Source organism: Streptomyces sp. NPDC049687 (genome assembly GCF_044465285.1).
Taxonomy (GTDB): Bacteria; Actinomycetota; Actinomycetes; order Streptomycetales; family Streptomycetaceae; genus Streptomyces.
The window spans coordinates 773,088-784,872 of sequence record NZ_JBITLN010000002.1 but is presented as its reverse complement, the minus strand read 5'-3'; the positions used below and the strand labels follow the sequence as shown (position 1 = coordinate 784,872).

Genomic DNA, 11,785 nt, shown 5'->3' with positions numbered 1-11,785 from the left:
CGTGTCAACCGGTCCGTCGTCAGAGTCATATGAGCCATCCTCCGGCCGAATCAAGTCGCGTTCCGGGCGGAAGCCGATGCCTGCGCTTGTGCGCATTGACCGCGTCTTCGCGGTGAACTTAGACTCGTCCGTCAACGGAAGAGTCATGCGTAAAACGACCTGGGTGCGGTGATAAGGCATGGCCCTGAAACGTGATTATCGTGATGCGATGTTCGCGCATCGCGACGGACGGAATCGTCTCAAGCTCCTCATGAATGACATGGTGATCGAGGAGCAGCTGTGCCAGATGAGGTGTTCCTACTGCCTCACCGAGGACTTCAACCTCCTCATGCAGGTCCCCGACGCGCGACTGCGTCTGACCACCGACCGGCGTGCGGACTGGCACGAGATCCTCGACGCCTATCACCGTCATGTGGACAGCCCCGTCATGCGCCTCAGCGGCGGCGAGTTCTTCTGGCTGAAGGGCTCCACCGAGTTCGTCGCGGAATGCAGCGAGAAGTACGAGGTCGTGCAGGTCATCACCAACGGCGCGTTTCTGACCCCGCACCGGCTGGAGGCCCTCGCCGAGCTGGGCAACGTCCAGCTGTGCCTCTCCCTGGACGGCCACACGCTGGAGCTGAACGGCCACCGGCTGCCGCCCAAGCAGCACAGGCTCTTCGACGTCATCATGCGGCACCTGGACCACGCGGTGGAGCTGGGGATCCCCATCGAGATCCAGTCGGTGATCACCGACCTGAACGCCACCGCCCAGGCGGACTTCGCCGAGTTCCTGCTGGAGCGTTACGGCCGGGGCGTGATGCTGTACTTCTTCCCCGTGCGCGGAGAGACCAGGACGACGCACGCCCCACCCCTCGGCGACCATTTCGCGCCATTGCTCGAACGCTACGACGAATTGTCCGCGGTACTTCCGCCGCGCGCCTTCGTGGAACACATAGGGAATCAGCTGCGCACCGGCGTACGCACTCTTCGGTGCTACGCGACGGCCACCATGGTTCAGCTCTTCGGGCAGGGCGACGTCTCCTGCTGCCCGTACGCCTGGCTCAAACCCATGGGAAACATCAAGGAGAATCCCGATCTCGTCCCGGAACAGTACGGAAAGCACCAGCACTACGACATGTTCATGCAGCCAAGGCCACGCTTCCCGTACTGCAAGAGCTGCACCGGACCGATCGACGTCGTCAACCTCTATCTGTTCGGCGGCATCTCCGAGGAGGAAATCGCGCGCTGTGCGCCGTACGCCGGACCCCGCGCGCTGGAACGGCTGCGGGAGCTGAAATCGGCGTTCACGCCGGTCTTCGAACCGGAAAACCAAGGTCGTGAGGAGACGTCATGATCACCTTGGACGGAATGTCCGCCGGCGATTTCGCGAAGGCCGGGCTGCACCGGCTTCTCGCACTTCCGCAGCACGATCTGCTCACCCTCGCCGGAGACTGGCTCGGTGAACTGGCGCCGTGGCGGAACAGCGAGACCCTGGCGGCGATCTCCACCAGCATGTCCGCCGAGTCCGTCCTCTCCTCCCTGTTCGTCTTCGGGGACCAGGTGGCCGAGTCCGAGGTCCGCGCGGAGGTCCCCGGTGCGCTGCTCGATCTCCTGCTGCGCGCCCGGGTGCTCCGCGAGGACGCCGGGAAGGTGTCGGCCGACTACTGCCTGGTCCGCGGGGACGGCATGACGCTGCTCGCCGCCTGGCGGGCGGCGGGACGGGACACCGGGTCGTACGCGCCCTGGGTCGGCACCGACTCGATGACGCTCTCCCGGCTCGTCGCCGCGCGCCGCGGGGCCGGCTCGGCCCTGGACCTCGGCTGCGGCACCGGCATCCTCGGCCTGGCGGCGGCGCGCAACGGCGCCGACGTCCTCTCCGTCGACGTCAACCCCGAATGCACGGCGGCCACCACGGTCAACGCCCATGTCAACGGCCTGGGCGACCGGCTGACCGCCACCGAGGGGGACATCATGTCCCTGTCGCTGGACTCCCGGTTCGACCTCGTCGTCTCCAACCCGCCGTGCCTTCCGCTGCGGCGCGGCTCGCTCGGCTGGCTGGCCGGCGAGGCCGGGCTGGACGGACTGGAGTTCTTCTGGGAACTCCTGCGCCAGGTCCCCCGGCTCCTCACCGACGACGGCGAGGCGCTGCTCCAGGCCGCGGCCTACGGCGACGAGCGCGGACCGTTCTTCGTCCAGGAGCTGGAGGCCGAACTGCGCCGCCTGAAGCTCTCCGGCCGGCTGCTGCTCAGGCCCTCGACGCCCCCGCGCTGGCCGGCCTTCGCCCCGCGCGACGAGCACCAGCAGCTCACCGGCCCACTCGGCGACGAGGTCCGCGAGTACGTCACCCGCGTCGGCGCCACGCACTACTACGGCTTCGTCCTGTCGGCCCGCCTCACCGGCGAGGGCCTGGAGGTCGGCCGCTTCCGGTGAGCCCCCGGGCGACCCACGGCGATCACCGGGGTGATGACGGCGGTCACCCCGGTGGTCGGCGGGTTCGCCCGGGCGGGCCCGGCGGTCGGGCGGCCGGTCCGCGGTGATCAGCCGGGGGAGCCCAGCCACTCCGGTCCCAGTTCGGCGTGTTCCAGGGCGGCGACCGCGCTGGTCGCCTCCAGGAGCGTCAGGCGGGTGGTGTCGATCAGCCGGACACCGGGCACATCCGCCACCTCCGCGTCGAGGTGACGCTCCGCCAGTCGGCCCTCGACGAAGTACCGGCCGCCCGTGTCGCCCTCGATCCGGACGGCCAGCGCCTCCGCGTCGGCCCGCAGCCCGTAGTAGACCGGGTGTACGCCGAGTTCCCCGAACACCTTGTGGAAGCGTTCGTAGGCACGGCCGACGAGGACCACCCCGGTGACGATCACCACCCGCGCCCCCCACTCCCGGTAGACGGGCAGCACGGCGCGCACGCTCGCGGCCATCAGGTCGTACACCTCCTCGCCCCCGTTCCACGGATGGACGATCGGGTCGCAGTCCATCGCGGCGGCCGGGACGCTGTACCGGGTCACCAACTGGTGTCCCAGCCTGGTCTTGCCGACGCCCGGCGCGCCGGTGATCACCACGGCCCGCATCAGTTCGCCTCCTCACGGACCGTCCCGACCAGGCGGAAGCCCAGGTGGGGAATCTTGAGCAGCTTCGCACCGGAGTCGATGTCCAGAAGCTTCTGCTTCAGGACGGAGGCCACCTTGTTCACGTCCTCCCCGCCCGTGGCCTCGGCGAGTTCCTCGCGGGAGACGATCTGGCCCGGCCGGCCGGCCAGCAGGCGCAGCAGACCCGCCTCGGCGTCGGTCACCGGCGAGGACTTCGCGGGGGAGCTCAGCGAGCCCCTCCCGTCGAGGGTGAGCACCTGGGTGTTCTCGGGCGGGGTGACGGTCTTGAGATAGCCGAGGGTCTCCACCAGCCGGGCCCGCCGCAGGGGGCTGGCCAGGGTGAAGCTGTAGCCGCGGGAGACCGCCGCCAGGACCTCCGTTGCGGAAACGCCGTCCAGTACGGCGACGGCGTAACCGCCCCTGCGCTTCAGCTCCTCCACGGACGGATCGTCCGGTCGGGCGGCGGCGACCCGGTGGAAGGAGACCAACTGGGCGCCGGCCGGCGGGGCGTGGTCCGCCGCGGGGTCCGTCACCCGCAGGGTGAGGCCCACCTCGGCGCACGCGTCCGCGAGGACCTCCAGGTCCGCCGGGGTCAGGGACTGAGCCAGTGCATACATGGAAAACCCTTCACTGAGGAGACGGTCGGCCGTCCATGAGCCAGATCCGTTCGGCGGCCGGAAACCCGGCGTCGGCCGCCAGCCGCGCGTCATGGCGGCGGACGCGCTGGATGATGCCCTTGCGTACCTGGATGCGGTAGGCGCCCAGCGCCTCGGCCTTGGTGAGCGCCGCCGTGTCGTCCACCGGCCGCAGCCGCGGGCGCAGTTCGCCGAGTCCCGCCTCGGCCAGGCGGGCGCCGAGCTTGCGCGCCGTCTCCTCCGCCGAGGAGAACAGCGAGTACGGCTGGTCCTCGTAGAAGGCGAGCCGTGCCCCGCCGAGCCGGCCGCCGCGCGCCAGTTCCAGCACCGCTTCCCGGCAGGCGAGGTGGTCGACATGACCGCCGACGCCGAGGGGCGCGTAGACGAGACCGGTGCCGTCGAGCAGGGTCGCGAGCCGTTCGGTGACGGCGTCGAAGAGCTCCGGCTCCTCCCGCGCGAACCCGTCGGACCAGGCCGGGTCGGTGAAGAACCGGTCGCGTCTGAGCTCGCGGTCGGCGGCGTCGACGAACCCGAGCAGCTCCACCCGGGCGCCCAGCACACGGGCCGCGACCGTCTCCTCGGCCAGCAGCGTGTGCCGGGTCAGTTCCGGGCGTTCGGCGTAGTACGGGTCCTTGGTCCAGGTCTCGACGCTGAAGACGTCGAGGATTCGCCCCCCTTGCCGGGCCACCGTCCCGCCGAGCGCCAGCGCGGCGTCGTCCGGGTGCGGGGACACGATCACCGGCGGATCCGCCACCGTGCTCGTGGGCGTGGGCGTGGGCGGGGGTGCCATGAGCAGCAGCCCGTGCCGCCGCAACCGGCCGATGGTCTCGCGGTCCGCCGCGGTGAATCCGTCGAGCGGCCGGGTGCCGTCGCAGCGGGACAGCAGCGAGGCGTCACCGTCCGACGGACGGGCGCCGGTGTCGACCTGACGCCCCATGAAACGGAGTTCGCCGTCGACCGTTTCCACATGCGGCAGAGCGGTCGGGCACCAACGGTCAGGAATCTGCGTCATGTAACTCCGAGCCCGCGCGGTGACGAATGACAGCCACAATATGGCCGGAGCATACCGATCACTCCGACGTGGGCACAGGGGGCGTTCCAGAGCGGCAGAAAATGAGGGGCCAGGTGGCCGAAAATGCCCAGCCGGAGGTGGCTGTGATCGTTTTTCAGGAACGTCGGGACCAATAGGTTTCCGGTCATTCATTTCGCCCCTGACCCCGCTTCCGCCGACGCCCCCGGGCCCGCACCGGACGCCGTGGCCACGCCGTGCGGCCGTAACGGGATTCCCACGTCAACCACCCTGCAACGGGAGGCGTTGTGTGCCGCGGGACGGCCTCGGAACGGGGCCGTCATCGGGGCATCGGCCTGGCCGAACACAGGTGGAACGATTGGCCACGACTTCGGATTGGCTGCCGAGGCACCATTGCGCCGGGGATCTTCTGCTGTAGCCTCAAAGTGCGATTTGGCCTGTCGGATCGATTAGAGGACGAGGCAGGGAATGGCGACTCGCGTACTGCTTGTTCAGCAAGGAGTCTGGGGGAATTCAGCGGCCTCCATGCCGCTGGCGATCGGCTACCTGAAGGCCTACGCCGAGGCCGATGAGCGCATTCGGCGTCGTACGGACATCACCATCCGGAACTACCCCGGTGACGCGGGCCTGAACGCCATGGCCCGGGACCTCGTGCGCGACGGCTGCCCCGACATCCTCTGCTTCTCCGTCCTCGGCTGGAACTACCGCGCCTTCGGCACCCTCGCGGAGACGTTCAAACAGATGAACCCGCAGGGCTGGGTCGTCTTCGGCGGCAACCACGTCGCTCATCAGGCCGAGCGGGTCCTGCGGATGTTCCCGCAGGTCGACGTGGTGGTGAACGGCGAGGGGGAACTGGTCTTCCGCGACCTGGTGAACGGCTACCTGGACGGCGCCCGGCGCACCGAACTCCACGAGATCGCCGGGATCTCCTTCCGCGAGGCGGAGGGAAACCTGGTGACGACTCCCGAGCGGGAACGGATCCAGGATCTCGAGATCCTGCCGTCCCCGATCCTCACCGGAGCCATACCGCTCGTCGACACGAAGGGTCGCTTCCTCTACGACTACGCCCTCATGGAGACGAACCGCGGATGCCCCTACAAGTGCGCCTTCTGTTATTGGGGAGGCGCCACCGGACAGAAGATGCGGGCGTTCTCGAGGGAACGGCTGCGTGAGGAACTGGACGTGCTGGGGCGGCGCGGCGCGGAAATCCTCATGCTCGCCGACTCCAATTTCGGTCTCCTGCGCCAGGACGAGGAATTCCTCGACGATCTGCTTCGGGTGCGCAGTAAGTATGGTTTTCCGAAGAGACTGGAAACCTCCTGGGCCAAGAACAAGTCGCCCGGCTTCTACCGCATCATGGAGAAGATGAAGCAGTCGGGGATGCACAACGCGTTCATCCTCGCCCTGCAGACGATGGACGATTCCGTGCTGGATCTGATGCGCCGGCGGAACATGAGGCTGAACGACTGGGAAAGCCTCGTCGCCTGGCTGACCGACCATGGCATCACCCCGTATCTGGAGTTGATCTGGGGGGCGCCGGGCGAGACGGTCGCCTCATTCCTGGACGGTTACGACCGGGCGGCCCGGCACACCCCGTTCATCGCGGTCCATCCGCTGATGCTGCTGCCCAACACCGAATACCACGACAAGCGGGAACAGCACGGACTGGTGACCGTGCGCGGCGAGCACGACGACTTCGACTATGTGCTCGCCCACAACACCATGACCCTCGCGGACAACGAGCGCATGCTCCGCTTCATCTGCTGGAACCGGGTACTGGCCCGGAGTCTGTGGCTGCACAACATCTGGGTCGCCCTGCGCGAACTCGCCGGCATTCCCCAGTCACGCGTCATCCTCAGCTTCTCGGACTGGATCGAGAAGAGCGACGACCCCGAGGCCAGGCAGCTGCACGCGCTCGCCAGGCCGGCGAGTTCCGCCAGCGAGAACGTCGACCCCAACGTCTGGCGTCTGCTCACCAAGCGGCTGCTGCGGCAGTGGTGGGAGGAGGCCCTGCGCCCCGACCTGCCCGAGCACCTGCTGCCGCTGCTGGACGAGGTCTTCCGCTACGACCTGTTGTGCCAGCCCGTCCGTCTGCTGTCCGACGGCTCGGGACCCGAGGAGGACCTCCCGGTCGTCACCAGGCACGGCGAACGCTGGTATCTGCGCAGCGGCACGGAATTCACCCACCCGGTGCCCCGCCTGATCGCCGCACTGCGGCGCGGCGAGACGGTGAGCACCGAACCCGAGCGCCACACCACGGACTTCTACTACCGGACCGAATTCGGCGGCGACGTCCAGCACTACTTCCGCATGGACCGCTTCCGCGGGCTGACGGAGCAGCAGCTCGAGGCACAGTTCACCAACGCCTGACCAGAATCCTCATCACGGGAGACAGAGACGATGGACCGCGCCGGGCTCATACGGGAACTCCACGAGATCGCAGCGGGCATGACCAAGGGCGAGCACCGGCACGTACCCGGGGAGGGCGACGCCAGCCTTGTGGAGCAGTACGGCTTCAGTTCCCTCGACGCCCTGGAGTACCTGCTGATCCTCGAGGAGAAGTTCGACGTCGTCTTCGAGGACGAGGACCTGACCGAGGAGACGCTCTTCTCCATCGAGGGCCTCGCCACCTACATCCTCGACCAGAGGGCCGGCGAGAGCCCTTCTCTGACGTGAGGGGCGACGTATCGGTCAGTGTGGTCGTGCCGACCCGTGACCGGACCACGCGATTACTGCTCACGCTCACGGCCCTTCGCCACCAGACTCTGGACCGGGAGCGGTTCGAGATCGTCCTGGTCGACGACGCGCCGGACCCCGGCGCGGTGGAGCAGGTGCTGTCGGCCCTGCCCGACCCGCAGGGACTGCCGGTCCGGCGGGCCGCGACCGGTGGCCGGGGCGCGGCCCACGCGCGCAACACCGGGGCGCGCCTGGCCCGCGGGGAGGTCCTGCTCTTCCTCGACGACGACACCCTGGCCACCCCCCGGCTGCTGGAGGCACACCTCGCGGCCCACGAGGACGCCGATGCCGCCGTCGTCCACGGCGGCATCACCGATCTCTCCGCGTTCGCGCTGACCCCCGACCCCCAGCCGCTGCGGCCGGCCCTCACCGGTGCCCGCGGCCGGAGCATCGACCCCGGCGCCCTCACCGACCTCGACGCCCATGTGCCCCACCTCGGGCCCCGCCGCTCGTTCATCGAGCGGACCGCCCGCAAGGTGACCCGGTCACCCGCGTACGCCGCACTGCGCTGGCTCACCTGCATCGGTACGAGCACCAGCATCCGGCGCACGGTCTTCGAACGGGTCGGCGGCTTCGACGAGCACTACGGCGAGCTGTGGGGCGGCGAGGATCTCGAACTGGGGCTGCGGCTCGCCGCCTCGGGCGCCACCTTCGCACCGCTCGACACGGTCGCCTACCACCTGCCGACCGCGCGCCGGGACACCGGCGACCTGCTGCCCAGGTTCTGGCACCGGGTCGCCGAGCGGCACGACGACCCACGCCTCGCCGGCGTGGGCACCTATCTCGCCGGCCGCCTCTCCCTCGACGAACTGGCCGAGCGCCTCGGCCCCGTGGACGGCCACCTGCCGGCCGCGACGGCGGCGTCATGACCACGCCGAAGGTCACCGCGGTGATCGTGGGCGGCACGGCCCCGGAGACGCCGGACGGCCTGCGCTCCCGGCCCGACCTCACCGTCCTCCCCGCCCGCGACCGCCTGACCACCGCCTTCGTCGAGGTGCTGGCCACGGCGCTGGACCAGTTGCCCGCCGGCCTGCGCACCGGCGCCCCGGTGGTCATGGCGGCCACGGACTACTGCGTGCAGACCACTTCCCGGTACGTCACCCGGTGCGCGGAGGCGGAGGCGGGTGGCCGCAGGCTGCGCCCGTCCGAGGCCATGACCCCGGAACCGGCCCAGCTCCTCCAGGAGCTGGCGGAGTCCGGCGGCTGGAACGGGCCGGGCCATGTGCTGATCAGCCCCCGCGCGGCCGCTCTCCAGGCCTGGCGCTGGGCATGGGGCACGGTCTCCGCGGGCCTGCACGAGGCGATGGTCGTGTGCGAACTCGTCCACGACCCGCACGGCGACGGCTTCCGCGTCACGGCCGTCCCCGTGACCGCCGCCGACAGCGCCACGCCGGCACACACCGGCGGCAGCCGCCGTACGACGGGATCGTCGGTGGTCCTCTCCGGCACCGGTCTGGTCACCGCCTTCGGCGACGGCGGCGACGCGTTCTGGCGGAACCTGCTGGACGGCCGACGGGGACTGTCCGAGCCGACCCGGTTCGACGCCTCGCGATTCCGCGGCAGGACCGTGTGCCAGACCTCCGTGGAGGCGCCGCCCGGCAGCCCGACACGGCGCGCGCTGCTCGACCGGGCCCGCTCCGAGGCGCTGCGGGAGGCCGGGGTCGGGCAACTGCCCGCCCGCACCCTGCTGGTCATGGCCGGGGTGGTCCCCCACCTCCCGCGGGTCGGTGACGCGCCCCGGATCGACGAGATCGCCCTGGAGCCCGACTGGGACGACGACGGCTCGGGCATCCCCCCGCGCGACGCGGTACTGATGGCCCACGCCTGCGCGTCCGGTGCCTTCGGCCTGGCCATGGCGCGCGAGTGGCTGCTGTCCGGGCTGGCCGACCTGGCGGTCGTCACCGGCGTGTCGTCCCTCAACACGTACGACTACGCCTGCCTCGACGTGCTCCGCGCGACGAGTACGACCGCTGCCCGCCCCTTCGACGAGGACCGCTCCGGCGTCACGGTCGGGGAGGGCGCCGGGGCGATCGTGCTGGAGACCGCCGAGCACGCGGCGGCACGCGGCCACACCCCGCTGGCGACGCTCAGCGGGATCTCCTGCCGGGTGGCCGGCCAGGGCGTCAGCCGGCTCGACGCACACACCGGCGCCGCCTGCATGCGGGAAGCCCTGGCCATGGCCGGGCTCACCACCGTCGACTACGTCCACGGCCACGCCCCCGGCACCCGGCAGGGCGACGAGGCGGAACTGCTCGCCCTGGACCGGGTCGGCGCCGAGCACGACTGGCGGGGCGTCCCGGTGAGTTCGTACAAGGGAGCGGCCGGCCATCTGCTGCACGCCTCGGTGTTCCCCGGTGTCGTGGTGGCGGTCCGGGCCCTGCGTGACCAGGTGCTCCCGGGCACCCCCGGGCTGCGCAAGCCCCTCGACGCGAGGCATGTGCGGGTGCTGCGCGATCCGGAGCCCTGTGACGGGATGCGCTCCGTGATGGTGAACAACTTCGGGTTCGGCGGCAACAACGCCGCGCTGCTCCTGACGGGCGGCGCGGCCGGGCGCAGGGAGGGGAGCACGGATGGCTGACGCGGTCCTGATGACACCACGCGAGATCCTCACCGGATTCTCCAGTGTCAACAACCAGAACGTCCTGATCAACGACGACGAGTACCTCCGCCTCGACCCCGCGATGCGCCTCTTCTACGAGAAGGTCCGGGAGAATCTGGGTGTGGCGTGCATCGCGGGTCACTTGAGGTCGTGCGGGTATTCGGTGCGGGCGCTGAACCTGCACGGGCGTAATCCGAGCGATGAGGCGATCACGGATCTGATCCGGCGTGAGCGGCCGGCGTTCGTCGGGATCAGCATCATGTACGACCTGCACATCATCGACGCGGTGCGGTTGCTGCGGTGTGTGCGTGAGGCGGATCCGTCGGTGTTCGTGGCGATCGGCGGGGCGTTCTGCACGTACAACGCGAAGCTGATCGCCGAGCGGATCCCGGAGGCGGACTGTGTGGCCTTCGGTGAGGGTGAGCTGACCGTCGAGGGTCTGATGGAGTGTCTGGCCGCCGGCCGGGACTGGCGGAGCGTGCCGGGGCTGTGGTTCTGGCAGGACGGCCGTGTCCGCAGCAGCGGTTCGCCCAGGCTCCCCGACCTCGCCAAGGAGGCGTGGCCCGCCCGCGACCTGCTGGTCAACCACCGCAGGAACGGCATCCCGACGCCGGTGGCGTCGACGTACACCAGTCGCGGCTGCCACGCCAAGTGCACCTTCTGCTACGTCCCCCGGGCGCCCGGTGTCACGGCGGGCAACGCCTGGCGGGTCCGCTCCCCGGTCGACGTCGTGGACGAGATCGAGTACCTCCAGCGGGAGTTCGGCACCCGCTTCCTGTGGTTCAACGACGACAACTTCGGCGGCGCCTTCCAGGACGGCTACAGCCACGCCGTCGGCTTCGCCGAGGAGATCCTCCGCCGTGACCTGAAGATCTCCTTCCACTGCGAGTTCCGCGTCGACACCGGCCTCATCGACCGGGAGGCGCTGCGGACCCTGCGCCGGGCCGGCATGGCCTCCGCGCTGCTCGGCATGGAGACCGGCTCGCCCGGCATGGCCAAACGGTTCCGCAAGGGCACCATGGTCGAGTACAACTTCGACGCGGCCCGCCTGTTCAGGCAGGAGGGCATCGAGCTGGAACCCGGCTGGATCATGGTCGAACCGGGCACGACCCTCGACGAGCTCTGGGAGAACCTGAAGTTCATCGTGGCCGCCGACATCGCCGTCAGCGAGAACCCGTTCTCCTTCATCAGCCGTGCCATCGCACTGCGCGGCACCGAGATGTACGACAAGATCGCCGACCCCACGCCCCCGGAACTCCCGGACGTCGAGGGGCCGGCCAGGGCCGTCCTGCTTCAGGCCCGCCGGGAGTACCGGATCCCGGACCGGCGGGTCGAGGACGTGTGGGCGGCCTGGAGCAAGGTCAGCGCGGAGGTGGCCGACCGCAAGGAAGAGCTGCCCTTCGTCGCCCAGCTCATCGTCGACGCCACCAGGGCCCGCAGGACCCGGGGCGAACAGGGCCTGCGCCCGCTGCTGAGCCGGCTGCGCGGATGGGCCGACGGCCTGCCGGAACTGCTGGTCGCCTTCCTCAACGTAGGGCTGCTGCTCGCGGACGAGGACCCGCCCCGCCTCGCCGAGCGCCTGGAGGCGGAGCTGCGCACCCTGGTCGACGCCTACGACCGCCGGGTCCTGGGAGAGCCCTACCCGGCGTTCGTCGAGGAGACCAGGAGGCTGTGCGGAGATCAGGCCATGGCCGGGTGACCCACTCGGTGTCGGGATGCGGTC

At 70.0% G+C, this 11,785-nt stretch carries 10 protein-coding genes; 7 read left to right on the top strand and 3 right to left on the bottom strand.

Going from position 1 to position 11,785, the window contains the following annotated elements; genetic code table 11:
* The first annotated feature begins 208 nt into the window (after nt 1-208).
* A complete protein-coding gene (locus tag ACIBVL_RS08620; protein ID WP_399093998.1) occupies nt 209-1,333 on the top strand; it encodes a radical SAM protein in 1,125 nt (374 codons plus the stop codon).
* Nucleotides 1,330-2,409: a methyltransferase gene (locus ACIBVL_RS08615; RefSeq protein ID WP_399093995.1), complete on the top strand. Its 1,080-nt coding sequence runs from the start codon at nt 1,330-1,332 to the stop codon at nt 2,407-2,409. The genes ACIBVL_RS08620 and ACIBVL_RS08615 overlap by 4 nt, the downstream gene beginning before the upstream one ends.
* Nucleotides 2,410-2,516: 107 nt before the next feature.
* On the opposite strand, the gene ACIBVL_RS08610 is transcribed toward ACIBVL_RS08615, so the two are convergent.
* From ACIBVL_RS08610 to ACIBVL_RS08600, 3 genes are read right to left on the bottom strand one after another with little or no spacing between them, the layout of a single operon-like run.
* On the bottom strand, nt 2,517-3,044 hold the full coding sequence (locus ACIBVL_RS08610) for a hypothetical protein (protein ID WP_399093991.1): 528 nt from the start codon (nt 3,042-3,044) through the stop codon (nt 2,517-2,519).
* Nucleotides 3,044-3,679, bottom strand: coding sequence for a transcriptional regulator (locus ACIBVL_RS08605; protein WP_399093988.1), 636 nt, complete (start codon nt 3,677-3,679; stop codon nt 3,044-3,046). Before ACIBVL_RS08605 ends, ACIBVL_RS08610 begins: the two co-directional genes overlap by 1 nt.
* A gap of 10 nt (nt 3,680-3,689) precedes the next feature.
* Nucleotides 3,690-4,709 carry a PIG-L deacetylase family protein gene (locus ACIBVL_RS08600; protein WP_399093986.1) on the bottom strand — a complete coding sequence of 340 codons (1,020 nt, stop codon included), beginning with the start codon at nt 4,707-4,709 and terminating at the stop codon, nt 3,690-3,692.
* Between the two features lie 486 nt (nt 4,710-5,195).
* On the opposite strand from ACIBVL_RS08600, the gene ACIBVL_RS08595 reads away from it, so the two are divergent.
* Genes ACIBVL_RS08595 through ACIBVL_RS08575 form a run of 5 tightly spaced genes read left to right on the top strand, consistent with a single transcriptional unit; the run spans nt 5,196 to nt 11,761 of the window.
* Nucleotides 5,196-7,097 carry a KedN5 family methylcobalamin-dependent radical SAM C-methyltransferase gene (locus ACIBVL_RS08595; protein WP_399093983.1) on the top strand — a complete coding sequence of 634 codons (1,902 nt, stop codon included), beginning with the start codon at nt 5,196-5,198 and terminating at the stop codon, nt 7,095-7,097.
* Nucleotides 7,098-7,127: 30 nt separating this feature from the next.
* Nucleotides 7,128-7,403, top strand: a complete 276-nt coding sequence (locus tag ACIBVL_RS08590) for an acyl carrier protein (RefSeq protein WP_399093978.1) — start codon at nt 7,128-7,130, stop codon at nt 7,401-7,403.
* A 26-nt stretch (nt 7,404-7,429) separates the two neighbouring features.
* Nucleotides 7,430-8,332, top strand: a complete 903-nt coding sequence (locus ACIBVL_RS08585; protein ID WP_399093975.1) for a glycosyltransferase family 2 protein — start codon at nt 7,430-7,432, stop codon at nt 8,330-8,332.
* Nucleotides 8,329-10,041: a beta-ketoacyl synthase N-terminal-like domain-containing protein gene (locus ACIBVL_RS08580; protein WP_399093972.1), complete on the top strand. Its 1,713-nt coding sequence runs from the start codon at nt 8,329-8,331 to the stop codon at nt 10,039-10,041. The genes ACIBVL_RS08585 and ACIBVL_RS08580 overlap by 4 nt, the downstream gene beginning before the upstream one ends.
* A complete protein-coding gene (locus ACIBVL_RS08575; RefSeq protein ID WP_399093969.1) occupies nt 10,034-11,761 on the top strand; it encodes a B12-binding domain-containing radical SAM protein in 1,728 nt (575 codons plus the stop codon). The genes ACIBVL_RS08580 and ACIBVL_RS08575 overlap by 8 nt, the downstream gene beginning before the upstream one ends.
* The last annotated feature ends 24 nt before the right edge of the window (nt 11,762-11,785 follow it).